A 21,045-nucleotide genomic window follows, 5' to 3' on the forward strand; every position below is an offset into this window, starting at 1 on the left:
GTCAAGCCACCGCCACCCGCTGCACCAGGCGGTCGATTGCGGCATCGGCACCGATGCCGGCCGCATGCGCCTCGTACGACAGGATCAGCCGGTGGCGGAACACGTCGTGCACCACCGCCTGCACATCCTCGGGTGTGACGAAATCGCGCCCATGCAGCCAGGCGTGCGCGCGCGCCACCTTGTCCAGCCCGATCGAGCCGCGCGGGCTCACGCCGATCTGGATCCACTTGTCGAGGTCGTCGTCCACGGGCTTGGGGGCGCGCGTGGCTTGCACCAGCGTCACGATGTAGCGCTCCACCGCATCGCTGACATGGATGCCATGGATCTCCGCCCGCGCGGCGAAGATCGCTTCGGGCGCCAGCCGCACTGCCTGCGCCCCACCCACCGCCCCGCCGCCGGCCTCTTCCTCGCGGGCCAGCTTGACGATGTCGGCCTCGGCGTCCGCCTCGGGATAGCCCACGCTGACATGCATCAGGAAGCGATCCATCTGGGCCTCGGGCAGCGGATAGGTGCCCTCCTGCTCGATCGGGTTCTGCGTGGCCATCACCAGGAACAGCGGCTCCAGCTTGTGGGTGGTGCCGCCGACGGTGACCTGGCGCTCCTCCATGGCTTCCAGCAGAGCCGCCTGCACCTTGGCCGGCGAGCGGTTGACCTCGTCCGCCAGCACCAGGTTGGCGAACACCGGGCCGGCCTGGAATCGGAACTCGCCCTTGCCGCCTTCGGTGAAGTACACCTCTGAACCCGTGATGTCGGCGGGCAGCAGGTCCGGCGTGAACTGGATCCGCGACAGCCGCGCATCCAGGTTGCGCGCCAGCATCTTGATGGCCCGCGTCTTGGCCAGCCCAGGCAACCCTTCCACCAGCAGGTGGCCATCGGCCAACAGGCCAAGCAGCAAGCGTTCGATCATGCGCTGCTGCCCCACAATCGATTCGCCCATGCGCTGCTGCAGGGCCAGGACGTCGTCGCGTGCGCTCATGGCGTGTTCCTTGGTTCAGCAGGTGCGCGGCGGGCGGGGCGAGCTGACTGGCCGCCGACGAACCAGGCGTAGTAGGGATTGTCGGGATCGGCGCGCATGGCCTGCGTGATATGGCTGGCCCAGGCTTCGCGGTCACCGCGGTAGGCATCGAGGCCGGCGCGGTAGAAGGTGTGCAGCACTTCGCGCTCGCGGCGCAAGTCGCGCCAGAATGCGTCATCGGCGCCCGCCAGCGGGGGTTCGCTTTGCAGCGACAGCAGCCTGGACAAGGTTTCCGGGAAGGCGTCGCGGCGGACCCAGCCGGCGTATTCGATGCGCGGGCGGTCATCGGTGACGGCCGGCGCATCGGCCGCATACCAGTCCAGGCCGGCGCGGTCGGTGACCCAGGTCGCCATCAGCGCCGCCGGCGAGCGCACGCCCACGGCCTGCAGCGCGGCAGCAACTTCCGGCTGTTCAAAGCGCGTGCGGATGCGCGCGGCATCCAGCGCCAGCGGCGACAGCGAACCCACCAGCATCATCTCGTGCAGCTCGGTGGTCCACAGCATGGCGTGCGGGAACACGTCCAGGAAGCTGCGCACCAGCATGCGGGTGTCTTCGTCGTTCTGCGTCGGCAGCGGCAGCCACTGCGCCACCAGCCCGCCGGGTTGCAGCCGCGCTGCCGCGAGGCGGTAGAAATCGGTCGAATACAGGTTGACCACGCCAGCCGCCGACGGAGGCGGCGGCTCCAGGGTGATCAGGTCGTACTGCTGCGTGCTTTGCAGCAGTTCACGCCGGCCGTCGCGCAGGCGGATGTCCATGCGCTTGTCGGTGGCCACGCCGAAATTGCCCTCGAAGTTGGGCACGGCGCGCGCCACCGGCGGCAGCAGTTCCGCCACCACGCGGTGTTCAAGGCCAGGCCAGGCCAGCGTGGCGCCGGCCGTGATACCGGTGCCAAGGCCGATGACCAGGGTGGATTTGGGCGTGCCGTTGTGCACGATCAACGGCAGCAGCGCCTGCAGCCGCATATAGCGCTGCGAGGTCATGGCATCGCCCGAATTGGAGACGCCCTGGATATACAGGCGTCGGAAGCGGTTGCTGGACGAGGTCTGCTCCACCACGGCCACGGTCGCGCCGCGGCCCTCCTCGTAGAACACCAGGTCGCCGCCGCGGGCGCGCGCCAGCAGCGTGGCGAGCCGGTCCGCAGGCGCCAGCGCGGCGGCGATCACGGCCAGCACACTGACCATCGGCACCGCCCAGCGCGCTACGCGGCGCACACCACTACCCAGCGCCACCGCCACCACGCCGACCACGCCAGCGCTCACTGCCAGCAGAGACAGCGTATGCACCAGCCCCAGGTATGGCACCAGCACAAAGCCGGCCAGCGCCGTGCCGGCGATGCCGCCCAGAGTATTGAGCGCCACCACGCTGCCGACGCCGGCGCCGACGTGCCGGCTATCGACGCTCACGCGGAGCACGAAGGGGAACGCCGCGCCCAGCAACAGCGTGGGCACGAACACGACCGACAGCGCCGCCAGCGCAAAGCTGGCACAGGCCGCCACCAGCGGGCTGGACGTCAGCCCCTGCACCCAGGCGGACAGGCTGCCCTGCGCCCGCAGCAGCCATTCGCCCAGCAGCACGAATTCAAGCAACGCCACCAGCCCCGCCCCCGTCACCAGCAGGCCGAAGGCGCCCCAGGGGTCGCGCACCCGGTCGGCATGGCGCGCAGCCAGCGCGCTGCCGATAGCCAGGCCGGCAAGGTACGTTGCCAACACCACGGTAAAGGCGAAGGTACGCGTGCTGAGGAACTGCACGATGGCCTGCGACCAGACCACTTCGTAGCCGAGGGCAATGCCGCCGGCAGCGGCATACAGCACCAGCGCCAGCCGGCCGTTGGCGGCATCGCCGCCGGCAGCGGCGCCTTGCCCGGCAGCGGCGGCAACCGGCTCGGCCGCAGCTTGCGTGCGCGCAGCCAGCAGCCAGGCCACCAGCGCCGCGGCGCCATTGAGCATGCCTGCCGTGACCGCACTGCCCAGGATGCCCAGCAGCGGCACCAGCACGAATCCAGCCAGCAGCGTGCCGGCGATGGCGCCGGCCGTATTGGCGGCATACAGCCGCCCGCCATGCACGCCCACACGGCCGGCACCTGGCGTCAGCACGCGCATCAGCACCGGCAAGGTGCCGCCCATGGCGGCTGCAGGCAGGATCACCAGCACAAAGGGCAAGGCCCACGCCAGCCATCCGGTGCGCTGCTCCAGCCAGGCGAACGGCGCTGCCGCATGCGCCAGCGCCACGGTGGCGCCGATGCCCAGCACCAGGACGCCGATTTCGAGCCACGCATACAGGCGCAGCGGATTGCCGTGGCGGTCGGCCACGCGGCCGAACAGCCAGCCGCCCAGGGCCAGCCCGCCAAAAAAGGCGCTGACCGCGGTGGTGACCGCGTGCACGTCGACGCCAACCACCAGCGACAGCTGGCGGATCCAGACGATCTGGTAAACCAGTCCGGCCGTGCCGGATATGAACAGCAACACGGCCGCCCAAAGCCACGTCTGGTCGGCCGTGTTGCCCCGCAGCGCCAAGGCGGATGCGGAATATTCGGTCTTCACGGAGCGCGCCCGGCGCCCGTCCTTGCCACCATTGCCGCCCGGGGCGGCATGAGATTCGATCATGAACTGGACCGTTGGCGCGAAGGCCCGCGCGTACGCGGGCCTTCGCCGGTTTCAACTGCCGTCACAGGCGGACGGCGCTGATGACTGACTGCATTACTTCTTCTTCATCGATTCTTCAATCTTCTTGTCGACCTGCTCGCGCACCTGGTCGATGCTGAAGCTGGCCGGGCGCTGGCTCGGCGGGTAGTTGACGAAGGTCTGGAGGAACGCCGCAGCCTTCATCGTCCCGATCTCGGTCAGGTACGCGTTCTTGCCCAGCCAGTCGTTGTACTGGTCAGAAACGATGTCTGCGCGTTCATACGGATCCATGCGCAGGTTGAAGATCTTCGGCACCCGCAGGCACTTGAACGGATCCTGCCAGACCTGGAACCCGCCCGGTGTAGTCTGCTCGCAGAAGACGACCTTCCAGTCGTCATAGCGCATCGCCACGAGCACGCCGTCGTCGTTGAAGTAATAGAACTCCTTGCGCGCGCCCTTGTTGGTCTGCCCCGTCAGGTACGCCAACTGGTTGTAGCCGTCGAGGTGTACCTTGGCGTTCTTGCTGCCAAGCGACGTACCCTTTAGCAGCCGCTCCTTGATATCGCCGTCGCCAACGGCAGCCAGCAGCGTCGGGAACCAGTCAAGCCCGGAGAACATCTCGTTGCTGACGGTGCCCGCCTTGATCTTGCCCGGCCAGCGGATCATCGCCGGTACGCGGAACGCGCCTTCCCAGTTGGTGTTTTTCTCGCTGCGGAACGGCGTGCTTGCCGCATCAGGCCAGGACCACTGGTTGGGGCCGTTGTCGGTGGTGTAGATGACGATGGTGTTGTCCGCGATCTTCAGGTCATCGAGCGTCTTGAGCAGCTTGCCGACGTCGCCGTCGTGCTCGATCATGCCGTCGGCGTAATCGTTGCCGGGCATGCCGCTCTGGCCCTGCATGGACGGACGCACATGGGTGAACGCGTGCATGCGGGTTGTGTTCATCCAGACAAAGAACGGCTTGTCGGCCTGGACCTGCTTGGTAATGAACTTCTGCGCCGCGTCGGTGGTCTCGTCGTCGATGGTCTCCATGCGCTTGGTAGTCAGTGCACCGGTATCCTCGATCTTGCCGTCGGCCGTGGAGTGCAGCACGCCACGCGGCGAGAAGTTCTTCACGAATGGATCGTTCTTGTCCTTCGGCCAGTACGGGCGCTGCGGTTCTTCTTCGGCATTCAGGTGATAGAGGTTGCCGTAGAATTCGTCGAAACCGTGCTTGGTCGGCAGGTACTCGTCGCGGTCGCCCAGGTGGTTCTTGCCGAACTGGCCGGTGGCGTAGCCGAGCGGCTTGAGGGCCTCGGCAATGGTCACATCGCGGGCTTGCAAGCCCACGGTCGCCCCCGGCGCGCCTACCTTCGACAGGCCGGTGCGCAGCGGCGACTGGCCCGTGATGAACGACGAGCGGCCCGCCGTGCAGCTGTTCTCGGCGTAGTAGTCGGTGAAGATCATCCCCTCACGGGCGATGCGGTCGATGTTCGGCGTGCGATGGCCCACCACGCCCATGCTGTAGGCGCTGATGTTGGTCTGGCCGATGTCGTCGCCGAAGATCACCAGGATGTTGGGCTTCTTGCCCGACGTATTGACAGCCACTGGCGCGGAAGCGGCTTCAGGTGCAACCGGCAGGTTGGACTGCGCCGGCGGCTGTGCCGGCGTCGCGGACGTGTCCGGCGCCGCCGCAGCCGGGGCCGGGGTCGCCGGCTGCTGCGCGGCAGGCGCCTGCTGTTTGGGCTCGTCTGCCTTCTTGCAGCCGGCGATCGCCGCGATGGCGATCGCCATTGCGGCCATGGCAAAGCGCGCGCCGCGCCTTGCCGGGGTGGACTCTGTCATTCGTTGCATTGCTGCTCCCGATAGTCAAACAGCTTCAACCTGCGTCCGGCACGCCTGGCATGCCGGCTCCCTCTTCTGCCTACTTCGCACCAGCCGTGGGGTAAACCTGCTGCCAGTCCTGCTTCATGCTGACCACCGTCCAGCCCTTGGCGCGGGCAGCGTCCAGTGCCTTGTCGAGCTTGCCCACCTTTGACTGGCGGTCATAGGCGAACTCGCGCTCGGCATCGTCGTGATGCACCAGCACGCCCATGCGCGGACCGTCGCCGCCGGTGGTGTACTCCAGCATCTGCAGGTCGCCGTCGGAGTTGCCCACGGCGAGGATCGGCCGGCGGCCGATATGGCGGTAGATGCCGACCGGCTTGCCCGGCCCGTCATCCACGAATTCCAGCTTGGGGTCGCGCACCAGCACCGGCTTGCCGTCGCGCACCAGGTAGCGCACGGCCTGCGAGGAGCCGATCACCTGCTCGGGCGGAATGCCATAGACAGCCTGGCTCCAGGGGCGCATGAACTCGATGGTGCCGCCGGAGACGATGTAGGTCTTGAAGCCGTTGGCGCGCAGGTAGGACAGCAGTTCCAGCTGCGGTTGATAGACCAGCTCGGTATAGGGCCGGTTGAACCTGGGATGCCGCGATTTCGCCAGCCAGTCGCGGATGGTGCGGTCATACTCGTCCGTGGTCATGCCGCTGTTGGCCGTGACGACCAGGCCGGCCAGCTGCTTCTCGTTGCGCATCAGGCCCTCCATGTCGTTGGCCATCAGCGCCTTGAAGGCGGGGTTGTTGCGCCACTCCGGGTGTTGCGGCGCGGCGGCGCGGATCTGGTCGAGCAGGAAGAAGAACTGGAAGTACAGCGGCTGCTCGCTCCACAGCGTGCCGTCGTTGTCGAACACTGCGACGCGCTCCTCGGGCGGCACGAATGTCGGCGAGCCCTTGCGCGTCACGTCGGCAACAAACTTCAGCAGTGCCTGCCGTGCCGCACCGTCGCGCCACGACGCCAAAGCCTGCGCGGCCGGCTGCGCCGCCTGGGTGACGGCGGCCTGAGACTCGGGCGCCGTGGCGGGCGTCGAACAGCCCGCAAGCGCAAGGCCGGCCAGCACCAGCGCGGCAATGGCCCTGCGCGAGGGGCTGGCTAGGAATCCGCGGGTGGCAGCGATGTCCATATGGTTCACTCCTGTCGCGTGCTGTCGTGCTCGTCGTTGTGCTTTGGTTCGCGCGGGCGCAGCGCTATCGAGCCGCCTGCCCGGACTGGCCGGCCAAGGCCACCGGCGCCTGCCGTTGCCGTTCCGCCCAGCGGCCCTCGTCCATCACCAGCCGGAAACCGAGGTGCGACATGCTGTTGTACGGGTCGGTCCCGCGCCGCGCGCTGGGGCGGTAACTGAGGCAGAAATCCTCGTTGCAGAGGAAGGAGCCGCCGCGCGTGACGCGCTTGGGCGCATTCACCGGGACGCCGGGCTCGGCCGGATCCCACGAGGCCATCGGGCCGACCGGGTTTTCGATCGGCTGGGCCTTGCCGGCCTCGCGCCGGAACTGGTCGGCCCGATACCAGTCGGACACCCACTGCCAGGCATTGCCGGTCATGTCGGCCAGGCCATAGCCGTTGGGCGGGAAAGTGCCAACCGGGCTGGTGCCGAGCGCCCCGCCCGCCTTGGGGCTGACCACCGGGAACGGCTGGTTCTGCTGGCCCTGCCAGACATTGGCCATCTGCTTGCCGTCGGGGGCGAACTGCTCGCCCCAGGCATAGGTGGCCTGCTCCAGCCCGCCGCGCGCGGCAAACTCCCATTCCGCCTCGGTGGGCAGGCGCTTGCCGGCCCACTTGGCGTAGGCCTGCGCGTCTTCATACGAGACCTGGACCACCGGGTGGTTGTCCTTGCCTTCGATCGAGCTGCCAGGACCGGTCGGATGGCGCCAGTCGGCACCGGGCACATAACGCCACCAGCGCGAGTAGTCCTGCAGCGGCACCGGCCGCGGCGTGCCCACGAAGACCATGCCGCCGGCCACCATGGCGCTGTCGGGCGGGCGCGGCGTGCCGGGCGGCAGCTGGACCCGCAGGGTTTCCCAGTCAGGTGCCCGTTCCGCGGTCGAGACGTAGCCCGTGGCTTCGACGAACTTGCGGAATTCCGCGTTGGTGACGTGGTGCTGGTCCATCCAGAAGGCGTGCACGCGCACCTTGTGGGCCGGCTTTTCGTTGGGCTGCGCCATCTTGCTGTCGCTGCCCATCAGGAACTCACCGCCGGGCACGCGCACCATGCCAGCGGGTCCGCGCTTGCCATCGCCGATGACGATGGCGGGCGCCGTTGGCGTCCGCCCCTTCATGTACCAGTAGCTGGCGCCGAGGCCTGCTGCGACCCCGAGACCCAGCAGCACCAGGATCAGTGCCCTCTGCCCGCTGCGCCGTCCCGCGGCAAGCGCAACCGAGCCGGAACGCCCCGCGCCCGCGCCGGGATTGCTGCCTTTACGTCGTCCGCTCATTCACTCCGCCTCTTTGTATACAAAAATCATGCTGATTCAGCGCAAACCATGATCTCAGATGGCTACGGTTATCAGAAGTCAGCTTTTTCTCGTTCGGGGGCCAAGTGAATTAAGTTTTTCTTGCGCGCACTGCCACTGGCGCCCTGCTCATCGCTCGCTATCTGCCCTTGGCACCATCTTCGTCAGGGCCGCCGGATCTTCCTCACCCTCATTGAGGATGCCGTAGTCCGCCGGAAACAGCGCTGCCAGCGGTGGCGGATACTGAAAGGCGTGCAGCGGCTCCAGGTTTTCGCCAGCGTCGATCACGAACACCTCGATCAAGCGGCTGCGGCCGCCGTTCTCCTGGCCTGCCACATAGTAGTGAACGCGGTTTTGCCAGACGAAGTGCCCGCCGAAGTAAGGCTTGGAGACATCCGGCAGCCCGGCCAGATGCGTTTCGCACAGCAGCACCGCTTCGCGCAGGTAGTTCCGGCTGGACGTCTCATCGGAGGCGGACAGCCTGGCCATCATGCCCCGCCTGTCCTTGATCTTCTTGATTGCCATAGCGTAGCGAGCAGGTTGGGCGCGTGGGCGCCCGGACAGCCTACCGGCACATCGGGCGGACCTCGCAACTCAGTGCCATGCGCTCCCCACCTGGATATAGAAGGCGTTCTGGCCCTTGCTGTGGGCCACATCGAGACCGATCGACACCCCCAGCTTGCGCGCAATCATGTAGCGAAAGCCCGCGCCTACGCTGTAGATGGTCGATGCATCGGAAAAATCATGCCAGCGCCCATATGCCTTGCCCAAGCCGGTGAAGCCCAGCAGCGACCAGCGCGGCGTCACGTCCCAGCGCAGCTCCATTTCTGCCGCCAGCGCATTGCGGTCCTGGCAGCGCCCCTTCTGTACCCCGCGCAGGTCCACGAACGGCTGCGCGTAGAACGGCACGTCGCCGGTGGAAAAGCGCGTATCGGCGCGCAGCCCCAGGATCACGGTGCGCGCCAGCGGCAGCCAGGTGAAGCCGCGCGCGTTATACATATTGAATGACTGCGTGCTGCCGAAGCCGCCGCGCGCGAACTGCGCCTCCAGCTCGGCATAGCTGCCGCGGCTGGGATAGAAGATGTTGTCGCGCGAGTCGTAGTCGACCACCAACCCGGCCTTGCCGATGCGCTGGGTCTTGTCGAAGCTGCCGACTTCACCCGCATCGCCAACCTTGAAGGTCGCGGTCGAATCGAAATACACGTAGCGCGGCCCCACGTACCAACGCGTATCGGCAACCCGCACGAGCAGTTGCTGCACCAATGCCACGCCTCTGAGTTCGTAGGCACGGGGCTGGTTCAGCAAGCCGAAGTAGTCCAGGTTTGCATTGACCTTGGCGATGCCCCCAAGATAACGGTAGCGGTCGCCGTCCCACGTGTGGAAGTGCGCCACGCCTGCGCCCCAGGTGCCGTTTTCCGTATACGCACCGCCGATGGCTGTAATGTTCGGCGGTGCGGGCCCCTTTCCACTGGCCTTGGCGCTGGCCGCCGCATCCGCCATGGATTCCGAGAAGAACATCAGCCCCAGCCCGCCGCCGTAGCCAACGGCTGGTTCCGTGATAACGACCGGCACCGGCAGCGCGCCCTTGTGATTGAGCAGGAAGTCGCTCATGTCCAGCTTGCCGTCCTCAGGATCGAAGAACGACAGCGGTTTCTTTTCAGCCGGCGCTTCAGCCTGGCCGAAGGCGGCGTCGCACCAGAGCAAGGCCAGTGCGCTTAGCAGCGATGCAATGCGCTGGCTTGCCTGGGAGCGGGTCATCAGCAAGTTATGAAAGGTCCCTGCTTATGGCTACAGCGGGAACTGGATATTCAAGCCCATGAACACCCGGAATTTGGGCACCCCGACTCCCTCGTGCCCCACCGTCCATTGCGGCTCGGCAAACAGGTTGTAGATTTCCTTGCCGATTTTCCAGATCTTGCCCGCGCCGATACCGAGGGGGATGTAGTAATTCCCACGCTTGAGGTCGAAATTCCAGGTTGCGGTGCTGCGCAGGTACCTGCCTTGCGGCAGGTTATAGATCACGAACGGCTGCGCGGTCAGGTTGTCCTGGGTGGGCCGGTCGCTTTCCCCGGCAAATGAATGCTGCCAGGTCACGAGCCCGCCGATCATGCCCCATTTCTGCGGGGAAATACCCACGCCGGCCAGGCCGGCCTGCCATTTCCCGGTGCCGGTCTGGTCGCGCGATGCCGTGGGAATGGTGAGTTGGGGGCCAATGCCCCATTCCATGCCCAGGCCCTTGAGCAACACCAGGTTGAACAGGTTCAGGTCGCCCAGTCCGGTCTTGCTGCCATCCGGCGCGACATTCGGCGTGGTGACGACGGGCATCGTGAACCGACGATCTGCGGCAACCCGAACAGCTTGTGCGGAATGGTGCCGCGCAGCAGGACGCTGTTTCCGTCCTCGTCGCCGAGTCCGTAATAGCGTCCCACGTACTGGTCCTGCAGATTCAGGGTAATGGTCGGGCTCAGCGGATTATTTGACGCATTCATGTCATCCGTCGAGGGCCCTGCCGCACAGGCAAGCGCCGGCAATGTTGCTGCCACGCTGCCCGCAGCAAGCCTTAATCCCTGCATGACTGAATTCATTTGGAATCGTTGCCCTGAATGAAATTGGTAACGCCCGCCGATTGAATATCGGCGCTTCCATCATCGCAGACCGCCTCAAGGCCTGTGAAGTAAATATTTGCGATGCCGTGATGAAGATTTTCGTCGGCTTGCGCGCTGGCAGTGACAGGGGTCTTTGCTGGTAGCATGCAATGTCACAAAAATATGAGGGTGGGGCATTGCCTTACTGTGTAATTTCACTATAGCTGGCGCGGGCAGGCATGCGCCAGAGGCCGGCATTCCGGCAAGCGCCTGGCCGGCCTTGCATTCCTTGTTCCTTGAATATGTCAACGACCATCGCAAACCGGCTGGCCATTGCTGCTTCCTTCCTCTTTGCCTGTGCAGGTGCGAACGCGACTGAAGGCGCCCTGGGGCGACCCGTGACCGGCACCAGCGTGCTCCCCAATGTAGGGATCGTGTCGCCGGAACCCGCGCTCATCGTGAATGTCGGCGAGATCTACCTGGATGGCTCGATCGGCGGCAGCCGAAACGTGCCCATCGCAGGCAAGACGGCGCTGGGCGTGGACGGCAAGGTCGCGTTCACCCTGGCAACGGTGATGAAGGTATGGGACACCGATACCGGCCCCTGGAACTTTGCCTCCAGCTTCACGCTGCCCTATGTCTGGACCAAGGTCACGGCCAACATCAGCGCCGGCGGCCGGGGCGCCAGCACCCAGGACACTGCATCGAACCTGTTCGACATCACCTTCGCGCCGATCATCGCGGGCTACCATTTCTCAAAGACCGAGCATGTGGCTCTGAGCCTGAATGTGTGGGCGCCGACCGGCAAGTACGATCCCAACGCACTGGCCAACCCCAGCCTGAACAACTGGACGTTTATTCCGCAAGTGGCCTACACCAAGCTGTTCCCCGAACACGGGCTCGAGTTCGATGCCGTCGCCGGGGTCCAGTTCTACACCCGCAACAACGCCACCGACTACCAGAACGCACCGCTGTTCACGCTCGACACCATGCTGCTCAAGCGCTTTGCCAACGGCGCGGGCCTCGGGTTGATCGCGGGCACGACGCAGCAGCTCGGCGACGACAGCGGCCCGCTGGCCGACCGCCTGAACGGCTTCCGCGGCCATGACTGGGCGGTGGGCCCGATCGTCACCTACGACACCAAGATCGGCGCGAAGAGCCTGCTGTCGCTGGGCTTGCGCTGGGTGCCGACCGTTGCCGGCAAGAACCGCCTGAAGAGCACGAACACGTTCATGGGGACAGCGACTGTCGTGTTCTGATGGCCGCGCGCGCGGTGAGCCCGCTCACCACGTGTACTTCACCCCTGCCCTCAGCGCGTACTGGTAAAAGGATTGCTGGCCCCAGGAACCCGACACATTGGTCCAGCCGGTCCAGCGCTTGCCGAGATCGGCGTTCAGCCCCAGCTTCAGTTCGAAGCGGTTATGCGGATACAGCCCGCCGATCGGCAACTGGTTGAACGAGATATTGGTGTCGGTATCGGAATACCACCAGTTCACCGTCGCATACGGCTGCAGTTTGCGGCCGTCCTCGCGCACGAAGGTCCGATGCGTGCGTACGCCCAGCCGCGCGATGATCCCGCTGGAATCCGCCCCGCTGACGCGCGTGCCGTTGGGCTCGGCAATGTCGTCCTCGCTGTAGTTGACATAGATGAGCTGCGCCTGCGGCTCGATCACCCAGTCGCGCGGCAGTGGGATGGCATAGCCGACTTCCCCCGACAGCCCTAGTCCCTGCGCGTGGTATCGCACCGTCGGCAACTGGTCGCCTTCAACGCGGTTGGTGAACCAGCCATACTGGAACCAGGCATCGACATAGGCGCCCAGCTTGTTCTCGTCGTTCTGGTACCAGGCGCCGTAGACACCCGCAGCCCACCCTTCCACTTTGCCCCTGGCCCGCGTGGGGTTGCCGGCGGCATCCGCGTCGGTGCTGGCGTTGCCATAGCTGCCCGTTACGCCGACATGCAGGCGGTCGGTCTCGCTGGCAACACGCCACCTGGCCAGCTCGGCACCGCCGTGCAGCAGGAAGCTGTCGGTGCGGGTGCGGAAGTTGCCGTCCTTGCTGCGGCTGCCCTCCCACTTGCCCACTGCGCGCAGCCAGCCGCTGCGCGGCTTGTCCTGCACTGGCGTTGCCGCCCCCGGTGGCATTGATATCGAACCCGTCGCGCTCGTTGCCGCCAACCAGGTTGTTGAGGTTCAGCGTCGTGCCCGCATTGACGGTGATAGCCGACCCGCCGGCCGTGCTGTTGGTGACGGCAACGCCGTCCATGCCGGCCCCTTGCATCGTGATGGCGCTGGTGCCGCCATTGAACGTCACGCTGGCATCGCCCGGGTTGGTGATGACTTGTGACGCCACGCCACTGGCAGCCGTGGCGGTGGTATTCGTGATGGTGGTCCCGGTCAGGGTCACCGAGGCATTCGCCCCCCTCGCGAGCGCGCGCAGGCTCGCGCCTGTGTTCGTATTGAAGGTGGTGCCTGACACGGTCTCCATCTCGGCGTTGCCCGATGCAGGCGTACAGGACAGTGCCGTATAAGTGCCGCTGGCAATCGTGCCGCAGGCGGTCTGTGCGCGGACTTCGAGCGTTGCCAGGGCCATGGTTCCGGCCGGCGCAAGCCAGTAAGCGATCAGCGCGGCAATCGGCCGCAGGGCGTGGTTGCGTCGCCGCTTGATGATGGCACCGTGCTGCATGCCTGGTCCCGCAACTCGCACAGTGATCTCCTTTGTAGGATTTTTGTTGCATTCTCGGGAACCGGCAATCTGCGCACCAGTGAAACATTTGGTAGGCTGTATTAAGCCTGCTGCGTCAGCCGAACGGGGTAGCAGCGTCAACTTGAGGGATCCACGCGCCAACGTCCGCGTTGATCAGGCTCAAGCCCCGATCCATTACAAGCCTGCACACTGGCGCCCATGACCACACTGCCCTCTTCTCCGCCCGTCGCCGCTGACGCGGGCCAACCCAAGCCCCCGCCCCCCTCCGTGGCTGCACGCCGCCCGGCTCTTGTGCCGCGGGGCCGTTTCGCGTGGCTGACTGGTATCCTGAGCTGGACGCTTCTGATTGCCAGCACGCTGTTCTGGTGCGCGCTGCTGTTTCCGCTCGCGCTGCTCAAGCTGGTGCTGCCGTTTGCCCCCGCCAGGCGGCGCATCGATCCGATGCTCAACGGCATCGCCACCGCCTGGATCTCCGGCAACACCGGCTGGTTCGCGTGGATCCAGCGTGAGCCGTGGGACGTCCAGGGCAATGAGGGACTGCGCTATGCCGACTGGTACCTGGTCAACTGCAACCACCAGTCGTGGGCCGATATCTTCGTGCTGCAGCGCTCGCTGAACCGGCGCATCCCGCTGCTGAAGTTTTTCCTGAAGCAGCAGCTGATCTATGTGCCGGTTATCGGGCTGGCGTGGTGGGCGCTGGACTTTCCGTTCATGAAGCGACACGGCAAGGCGCAGCTGCGGCGCAATCCGGCGTTGCGGCGCCAGGACCAGGAAACGGCCAAGCGCGCCTGCGCGAAGTTTTCGCTGGTGCCGACCAGCGTGATGGTGTTTGCCGAAGGTACCCGCTTCACCGAGGCCAAGCGCGCGGCCCAGGACTCACCGTACCGCCATCTGCTCAAGCCCAAGGCCGGCGGGCTGGCGGTGGCGCTGAATGCGATGGGCAACAAGTTCCGCTCCCTGCTCGACGTCACCATCGTGTACCCGGAAGGCGCGCCAGGCTTCTGGGACCTGGCCTGCGGACGCGCCGGCCCGGTGCTGGTGCGCATGCGGCAGTTGCCGGTGCCGCCGGCCTTCTGCGAGGCCGACTACGGCAGCGACAAGGCCTTCCGCACGGAATTCCACAACTGGCTGGCACGCCAGTGGGAAGCCAAGGACGCCGAGATCGATGCGCTGACGCCGCCGCGCGAAGGCTGAAGCCCTGCTACCCGGGCAGCCGCTCGACTGCCCGCTTCCCCTGTCCCACCGCCGCGGTCAGCGAAGGGCTGCCGGCATTGTCGCTGTTGGCGATGCTGATATTGCCGACGCCGGCCAGCCCGGGCCACACCGCGTCGGGCGCCACGTTCTCAGCGGCCAGGCTGTCGGGCATATAGCTGTAGCCATGCGCCCAGCGGTTGACGGTGATGCCGCGGATCACGTCCTTCGAAGCAAAGCCCTTGTGCCCGAGCATGCGGTCAAGCTGCGCGCGGATGTCGCGCTCCAGCGTGTCGAACGGCGTGCCCAGCAGCAAGGCGCGGCCCGCGCGGAAGCGGTCGCGCGCCTGCATGCCGCTGTCAGGCACGGTCGGCACATAGAGCATGTGCAGCACGGCCGGATCGGAGGGCTGCCTGCCCGCCGGCGGTTCCAGCCACAGGTCGGTATAGGCCATGGCCGGCGCGTGGATGCGGCGCGTGCGCAGCGCGGCGAACGCCTGCCAGTGGTCGAGCGCCACCTTGGTGTAGACCAGCGGCGCCTTGGCCTCGTTGTGCAGCACCTCTTTCTGCTTGGCCGGCAGCGACGGCAGCAGGTACGGGATCATCATGTTGTAGCCGGCCAGCACCACGTGGCGCGCCTCGACGCGATGCAGGTTGCCGCTGAACCCGTAGGTCACGCGCGTGATATTGCCGTCGGGCTCGACCGCGATCGCGGTGCTGTTCAGGCGCAGGCGCACCGGCTGCCCGTCGCGGTCCAGCCGGCTGTAGTCGAACGCGGCCGACACCACATCGGCCGGCCGGGCGATCGACGCCACGCCCGGGATCAGGCTCTGCACCAGCAGCCGTGCCAGCGAGGCATTGCCATCCGGAAACCACAGGCGCGATGCCGGCGACTTGCCAAGCCGCACATTGCCCGCCGGCGCGGGCATGTTGGCGCCTGCAGGCAGGCCGATGGCGATGGCGTCGGCAACCGAAATCCCATCGACATCGAGCGCATAGGCATCGTTGCTGCGGCTGCGCAGGAAGCGCTGCCCGGCCAGGCCGATGCCGGCCTTGTCACGCAGGAAGCTGGCGTAACGCATGGAGCGCAGCGCAGCCGCGCGCTCGGTGCCGGACAGCGCCGGCAGGTAATCGGTGGTGCCGGCGGCCAGCCGCGCCAGCGCGGCGCGGTCCGCCACAGGCAAAGGCGTGTTGTCCAGGAAGCGCGACAGGGCAGCCGCGTCCGGGGCACCGGCCTGCTGCCCGCTGCGAACATCGATCAGCTCGCCGAACGGATCGCCAGCCACCCACTGGTCGCGCCCGAAATGCTCGGCATCGAAGAACACGGCGCGGCCCATGCCGAGCGCGCCATAGGGATCCGCAGGCACAGTGCCAGGCGGGCGCGTGGCATCGAGCCCGATCCCCGCCAGCAGTTCGCGCACCGCGGCGTCGCTGGCAGCGCCTGCCGGCATTTCTGCACTGCCGCCATAGGTCACCAGCCGCTTGCCGCGCACCGTGAACTCGTTGCGCTTGGCATGACCGCCGAAGTCGTCGTGGTTGTCCAGGATCAGGATGCGCCGGTTGGCGCCGAAACGGCGCCGGTAGAACCACGCCGCCGCCAGGCCGCTCAGGCCGCCGCCGACCACCACCAGGTCGAAAGCCTCGCGCGCCAGCACGACCGGGTATTTCGCGCCCTCGCGCGCCAGGCTGTGCGCCAGCGTGTAGGTGCCGGCATGGTTGCCGCGCAGACCGGTCAGCGCGGGCGGATACGCCACGCCTGCCCCGCCCTGCTGCGCGTGCAGCAACTGCACCGGCGCAAGGCCGGCGGCAATGGTCAGGGCGGTTCCGTTGAGGAAGTCTCTGCGCGTAATCGTCATCGGGTGCTCATCGGGATGCGTCGCCTGCCGCGGCCGGGTGCTGCGCGGCCAGCTCTTTGCGCCGTGCCGCCACGGCGGCTTCCGGCACCGGCGCCGCGCGGTTGCCCCAGCTGCCGCGGATAAAGGTCAGCACATTGGCCAGTTCCTGGTCGTCCAGCGTCCAGCCATAGCCGGGCATGTGGTAATCCGCCGGTGCGGTGCCCACGCGCGCGGTCACGGCGCCGTCGAGCAGCAGGTTCACCAGCGAGGCCGGGTCGGGATCGGCCACGGTGGGGTTGCCGGCCAGCGGCGGGAACACGCGGGCAAAGCCCTTGCCGTCGGCGCCGTGGCAAGGCATGCAGAACACCGCGTACTGGCGCGCACCGGGCACATCGAAGCGGCCCTGCCGCAGTTGCTGCGCGGTGGCGGCATCATGCCGGAACGGCTTGTCCTCGCCGCGCGCGCCGGGCAGGGATTTCAGGTAGGCGGCCACGGCATCGAGGTCGGGCGCGCTCATGTACTGGGTGGCGGTGGAGATCACCGTGGACATCGGCCCGAACGAGGTCGCGTGCCCGTTGCGCCCGGTGCGCAGGAACTCGGCGATATCCGCGCGCGACCACGCGCCCAGGCCGGTGACCTGGTCACCGGTCAGGTTGGTGGCGGACCAGCCCTCCACGCTCGCCCCGGACAGGAAATGGCGGCTGCGCTCGTCCAGCCCCTTCTCGGCGAACAGGTTGCCGCGCGGCGTATGGCAGGCGCCACAGTGCGCCACCGCCTGCACCAGGTAGGCACCGCGGTTCCAGGCTGCGCCGCGCGCGGGGTCGGTGCGGACCGGGTCGTCATCGACGAACAGGACGTTCCACGCGGCCAGCAGGCTGCGCATGCTGAACGGCCAACGCATCTGCGGCGCGGGGTTGCGCTGCGTGACCGGCGCCACCTCGGCACGCAGGTAGGCGTACAGCGCCGCCACGTCCTCGGCACGCATGCGCGCGTACGAGGGATACGGCATCGCCGGATAGAGCCGCTTGCCATCGCGCGCCACGCCGTGCCGCAAGGCGCGGTCGAACTCGGCCAGCGTATAGGCGCCGATGCCGCTGCCGGCATCGGGCGTGATATTGGTCGAATGAACCGTGCCGACCGCCGTGCGGATCGGCAGCCCGCCGGCAAACGGCTTGCCGCCTTCGCTGGTATGGCACGCGGCGCAGTTGGCGATGCGCGCCAGGTAGCGGCCGCGTTCGATCTGTTGCGTGTCGGTGGCGGCCAGCGCCATGCCCACGGGCAGCAGCACCGCCAGCGTCAGGCAGGCCAGCTTGCGCAGCGCACGGGCTGTGGCGATACCAGGTCCTTGGGGCAGGAAATGCATGGGAGCAGTTTCAGGTCAGGCAGCCGATACCGCCCAGTTTGCCGCAAGCACCAGGCACACCACCAGCCCGGCGGCCACGGCCACGCCAGTCAGGATCAGCGGTACCGGGCGCAAGGTGTCCAGGTCGCGCTGGTGCTCCTGCCCCTGGCGCAGGCCAAAGAAGCCCCACAGCACGGTCCGCAACAGCCTCAACGGGTTCATGGCATCTCCTTGCACAACGCCTTTGTGTACCAGTGCCGATTATGGGCCGTCCGTGCCATCCATAACAGCATCAGATAGCAGGAAATTTTACGTATCAGTTTGCCTGTCCGGGAGATAATGCGCTCACCCGCCCCGCCCCCGCCCGCCCGCCATGAAACGCTACGAAGCCCTTGCCGAGACCCTGGCTGCCGATATCCGCAACGGCAGCCTGCCGCCGGGCACGCGCCTGCCGTCGATCCGCAAGACCGTGGCCCAGTATGGCGTCAGCCCCTCGACCGCCTTCCAGGCCTATTACCGGCTGGAAGAGCGCGGGCTGGTGCGGGCGCGCGAGCGCTCCGGCTACTACGTGGCGGGACCGGCGCGGCGCGAGCTGCCCCAGCCGCAGGCGCGGCCGTCGCGCCAGGTGTCGACGCAGGTCGACATCTCCAAGCTGGTCTTCGCCGTGCTGGAAGGCGCGCGAGACCGCGAGCTGGTGCAGTTCGGCTCGGCCTTTCCCTCGCCCGAGCTGTTCCCGTGGGAGCGGCTGGGCAAGTCGCTGGCGCGCGCCGGCCGCGCGCTCGACCCGTGGTACTCGGTCAACGACCTGCCGCCGGGCAATACCGCGCTGCGCCGCCAGATCGCGCTGCGCTACCTGGGCGCGGGCGCGCCGCAGCCGGCCGAGGACCTGATCGTCACCAACGGCGCGCTCGAGGCGCTCAACCTGTGCCTGATGGCGGTGACGCAGCCGGGCGACGTGGTGGCAATCGAATCGCCCGGCTTCTATGCCTCGCTGCAGGCACTGGAGCGGCTGCGGCTCAAGGCCGTTGAGATCCCGGTCGACCCCGCCGAAGGCATCGACCTGGGCGCGCTCGACACCGCACTGTCACGGCACCCGGTCAAGGCGTGCTGGTTCATGACGCAGTTCCAGAATCCGCTCGGCGCCAGCATGTCGGAAGACAAGAAGAAGGCACTGGTGGCCTTGCTGGCGCGCCACCAGGTGCCGCTGATCGAGGACGATGTCTATGGCGAGCTCTACTTCGGCAACCGCTGCCCGCTGCCCGCCAAGGCCTTCGATACGCAGGGCCTGGTGATGCACTGCAGTTCGTTCTCGAAGACGCTGGCGCCGGGCTTCCGCATCGGCTGGGTGGCGCCGGGCCGCTTTGGCGAAGCCATCCAGCGGCTCAAGCTGATGACCACGCTGTCTGCCGGTGTGCCCACGCAGGTGGCGCTGGCCGAATACCTGCAGCACGGCGGCTACGACAAGCACCTGCGCAAGCTGCGCCATGTGCTGGAGATGCAGCAGGGGCGCATGATCGATGCCATCGGCCAGCACTTCCCGGAAGATGTGCGCGTGTCCCGGCCGGAGGGCGGGTATTTCCTGTGGGTCGAGTTTGCGCCCGGCTTCGATGCATTGGCATTGCACCATGCCGCACTGGAGGCAGGCATCGGGCTGGCGCCGGGTCCGATCTTCTCGGCGCGGCAGGGTTACCGCAACTGCATCCGGCTCAACTACGGGCACCTGTGGAGCGATGAGGCCGAGGCTGCGGTAGCCACCCTCGGCCGGCTCATCGTGCAGCAGCAAGGCAGCTAGCGCGCATCGCGATGGCGGCGCAGCGCCCACTCCAGGGTCTCGAACGCTGCCTGTACCACCAGTGCCAGCACGGCCGCCGGGATTGCGCCGGCCAGCAGCAGCGCTGTGTCGTTGAGCGCCAGCCCGGTGGCAATGCGCTCGCCGAAACCACCGGCGCCGACAAAGGCCGCGATTGTGGCCGTGCCGACGCTGATGATGGCCGCGGTCTTGACCCCGGCCAGCAGCACCGGCAAGGCCAGCGGCAGCTCTACATAGCGCAGCACCTGTCCGCCGCGCAGCCCGAGCGCCCGCCCCGCATCGCGCATGCCCTGCGGCACCTGCTCCAGCCCGGTCGCGGTATTGCGCACGATCGGCAGCAAGGCATAGAGAAACAGCGCCACCATGGCCGGCCAGACGCCGATGCGGCCCAGCAGCGGGATCAGCATCGCCAGCAATGCCAGCGACGGCACCGTCTGCAGCACGTTGACCACGCCCAGCACAGCCTGTCCGGTGCGCCGCCGCCGCGCCGCCAGCATCCCCAGCGGCACGCCGACCAGCGTTGCCGCGCCGACCGCCCCCGCCACCAGGCCGACATGGCGCAGCGCCAGGCGCGTGGTGTCGGGCCCGAACAGCGCGGCAGCCAGCCGGCTGCGCGGTTCGGCACCGTCATGCGTTGCCCTTTGCCCCGCAGTGCCGGCCAGGAACGCGCGCGCGATTGCATCGAATGACTGGCCATCGATCTCCGCCGCCGCATTCATGGCGATCATGTCGTCGGCGCTGACGCGCCCGGCCAGCCGCTCCAATGCCTGCCAGGCCTGCGGGAAGCGCTGCGGTACGTCAAGGCGGTAGACCACTACTGCGTCGTAGCGCGGGAAGTAGTGCCGGTCGTCTTCCAGCACGCGCAGCTTGTACTTGCGGATCTTGGCGTCGGTGGAATAGATGTCGATGGCATCGACCTGCCCCGCGGCCAAGGCCTCGTAGGCGACGCCATGGTCCAGCCCGACCGGGCGTTGCGGCAGTCCATAGCGGCTGGCCAGCCCCGGCCAGCCGTCGGCGCGCCCCAGGAACTCGTGGGACAGGCCGAGCCTGAACTGCGGCTGCGCGGCGAGGTCGCTCAGCCGGCGCAGCGCACCGGCGCGGGCATCGGACACGGCCAGCGCGTAGGTGTTCTCGAAACCAAGCGGAATTGCCGCGCCCAGCCCCATCGGCGCCAGTGCCCGCTGGATGGCATCGAGGCCGGCCCCCGGGGGCAGTTTGAGGATTTCGGCGGCGAGCGTGCCGGTGTAGTCGGGATAGAGGTCGATGCCGCCGGCCTTCAGCGCCTCGAAGACGATCGCGGTATTGCCCAGCCCTGGCTGGTGCTGCGCGGCGCCGGGCGGCCCCGCGGCCTGGGTCAGCAGTTCGCCAAGGATGTACGACTCGGTGAAGCGCTTGGAGCCGATACGCAGCGGATCTGCCGCGCGCGCCGGCATCGCGCCCGCGAGTGCGGCAGCCAGCACCCAGGCCACTGCCCGCCACAACGCGCGCCCTGTTCTCCCGATCTCCCGACTGCCGCGGATCCAAGCCAAAACGTCTGTCCCGATATGGGGCCGGTGTGCGCCCGGCATCGCTACATCATAGCTGCCGCATGTCCTTATCCCGAAATAGTATTTGCTATTTGCATGATGAAGGCATCA

Annotated in this window: 19 protein-coding genes; 4 read left to right on the forward strand and 15 right to left on the reverse strand. The window is 67.3% G+C overall.

Annotated features, from left to right (window positions below):
• Position 1: 1 nt before the first annotated feature.
• From I6H87_RS18005 to I6H87_RS18045, 10 genes are all read right to left on the reverse strand, one after another.
• Positions 2-976 (reverse strand): AAA family ATPase, encoded by a 975-nt coding sequence (locus I6H87_RS18005; protein ID WP_011615179.1) that lies wholly within the window; start codon positions 974-976, stop codon positions 2-4.
• Positions 973-3,618: a fused MFS/spermidine synthase gene (locus I6H87_RS18010; protein ID WP_011615178.1), complete on the reverse strand. Its 2,646-nt coding sequence runs from the start codon at positions 3,616-3,618 to the stop codon at positions 973-975. The genes I6H87_RS18005 and I6H87_RS18010 overlap by 4 nt, the downstream gene beginning before the upstream one ends.
• Before the next feature lie 93 nt (positions 3,619-3,711).
• Entirely contained in the window at positions 3,712-5,469 is a 1,758-nt protein-coding gene (locus I6H87_RS18015) for an arylsulfatase (RefSeq protein ID WP_011615177.1), read from the reverse strand.
• A 70-nt stretch (positions 5,470-5,539) separates the two neighbouring features.
• Positions 5,540-6,616: an HAD family hydrolase gene (locus I6H87_RS18020; protein WP_011615176.1), complete on the reverse strand. Its 1,077-nt coding sequence runs from the start codon at positions 6,614-6,616 to the stop codon at positions 5,540-5,542.
• Positions 6,617-6,680: 64 nt separating this feature from the next.
• Positions 6,681-7,925: a formylglycine-generating enzyme family protein gene (locus tag I6H87_RS18025; protein ID WP_011615175.1), complete on the reverse strand. Its 1,245-nt coding sequence runs from the start codon at positions 7,923-7,925 to the stop codon at positions 6,681-6,683.
• A 147-nt stretch (positions 7,926-8,072) separates the two neighbouring features.
• A complete protein-coding gene (locus tag I6H87_RS18030; RefSeq protein ID WP_011615174.1) occupies positions 8,073-8,468 on the reverse strand; it encodes a hypothetical protein in 396 nt (131 codons plus the stop codon).
• Positions 8,469-8,537: 69 nt separating this feature from the next.
• Positions 8,538-9,701 carry a BamA/TamA family outer membrane protein gene (locus tag I6H87_RS18035; protein WP_011615173.1) on the reverse strand — a complete coding sequence of 388 codons (1,164 nt, stop codon included), beginning with the start codon at positions 9,699-9,701 and terminating at the stop codon, positions 8,538-8,540.
• 30 nt (positions 9,702-9,731) lie between these two features.
• The gene (locus tag I6H87_RS18040) at positions 9,732-10,268 is read right to left on the reverse strand and encodes a hypothetical protein (RefSeq protein ID WP_011615172.1); all 537 of its coding nucleotides are present in this window, start codon (positions 10,266-10,268) and stop codon (positions 9,732-9,734) included.
• Positions 10,205-10,528, reverse strand: a complete 324-nt coding sequence (locus I6H87_RS34410) for a hypothetical protein (RefSeq protein WP_231881396.1) — start codon at positions 10,526-10,528, stop codon at positions 10,205-10,207. Before I6H87_RS34410 ends, I6H87_RS18040 begins: the two co-directional genes overlap by 64 nt.
• Positions 10,525-10,695, reverse strand: coding sequence for a hypothetical protein (locus I6H87_RS18045; RefSeq protein ID WP_155737086.1), 171 nt, complete (start codon positions 10,693-10,695; stop codon positions 10,525-10,527). The genes I6H87_RS34410 and I6H87_RS18045 overlap by 4 nt, the downstream gene beginning before the upstream one ends.
• A gap of 135 nt (positions 10,696-10,830) precedes the next feature.
• Between I6H87_RS18045 and I6H87_RS18050 the strand changes: the two genes are divergently transcribed.
• On the forward strand, positions 10,831-11,787 hold the full coding sequence (locus I6H87_RS18050) for a SphA family protein (RefSeq protein ID WP_041687301.1): 957 nt from the start codon (positions 10,831-10,833) through the stop codon (positions 11,785-11,787).
• Between the two features lie 24 nt (positions 11,788-11,811).
• Here I6H87_RS18050 and I6H87_RS18055 read toward each other — a convergent pair whose 3' ends face one another.
• Entirely contained in the window at positions 11,812-12,645 is an 834-nt protein-coding gene (locus I6H87_RS18055) for an autotransporter family protein (RefSeq protein WP_010811557.1), read from the reverse strand.
• A gap of 80 nt (positions 12,646-12,725) precedes the next feature.
• Here I6H87_RS18055 and I6H87_RS18060 point away from each other — a divergent pair, with 80 nt between their 5' ends.
• Positions 12,726-13,055 (forward strand): hypothetical protein, encoded by a 330-nt coding sequence (locus I6H87_RS18060; RefSeq protein ID WP_155737085.1) that lies wholly within the window; start codon positions 12,726-12,728, stop codon positions 13,053-13,055.
• A 467-nt stretch (positions 13,056-13,522) separates the two neighbouring features.
• Complete coding sequence (locus I6H87_RS18065; RefSeq protein WP_010811555.1) at positions 13,523-14,425, forward strand: 1-acylglycerol-3-phosphate O-acyltransferase, YihG family; 903 nt, start codon at positions 13,523-13,525, stop codon at positions 14,423-14,425.
• A 7-nt stretch (positions 14,426-14,432) separates the two neighbouring features.
• On the opposite strand, the gene I6H87_RS18070 is transcribed toward I6H87_RS18065, so the two are convergent.
• From I6H87_RS18070 to I6H87_RS18080, 3 genes are read right to left on the reverse strand one after another with little or no spacing between them, the layout of a single operon-like run.
• On the reverse strand, positions 14,433-16,277 hold the full coding sequence (locus I6H87_RS18070; protein ID WP_011615168.1) for an NAD(P)/FAD-dependent oxidoreductase: 1,845 nt from the start codon (positions 16,275-16,277) through the stop codon (positions 14,433-14,435).
• Positions 16,278-16,284: 7 nt separating this feature from the next.
• Entirely contained in the window at positions 16,285-17,619 is a 1,335-nt protein-coding gene (locus I6H87_RS18075) for a cytochrome c (RefSeq protein ID WP_011615167.1), read from the reverse strand.
• 15 nt (positions 17,620-17,634) lie between these two features.
• Entirely contained in the window at positions 17,635-17,820 is a 186-nt protein-coding gene (locus tag I6H87_RS18080) for a DUF2970 domain-containing protein (protein ID WP_010811552.1), read from the reverse strand.
• A 151-nt stretch (positions 17,821-17,971) separates the two neighbouring features.
• Between I6H87_RS18080 and I6H87_RS18085 the strand changes: the two genes are divergently transcribed.
• Positions 17,972-19,390, forward strand: a complete 1,419-nt coding sequence (locus I6H87_RS18085) for an aminotransferase-like domain-containing protein (protein WP_011615166.1) — start codon at positions 17,972-17,974, stop codon at positions 19,388-19,390.
• Here I6H87_RS18085 and I6H87_RS18090 read toward each other — a convergent pair.
• The gene (locus I6H87_RS18090) at positions 19,387-20,868 is read right to left on the reverse strand and encodes a glycine betaine ABC transporter substrate-binding protein (protein WP_011615165.1); all 1,482 of its coding nucleotides are present in this window, start codon (positions 20,866-20,868) and stop codon (positions 19,387-19,389) included. The two genes, I6H87_RS18085 and I6H87_RS18090, sit on opposite strands and share 4 nt — an antisense overlap.
• Positions 20,869-21,045: the final 177 nt, after the last annotated feature.

It is taken from the genome of Cupriavidus necator, from assembly GCF_016127575.1.
Taxonomy (GTDB): Bacteria; Pseudomonadota; Gammaproteobacteria; order Burkholderiales; family Burkholderiaceae; genus Cupriavidus; species Cupriavidus necator_D.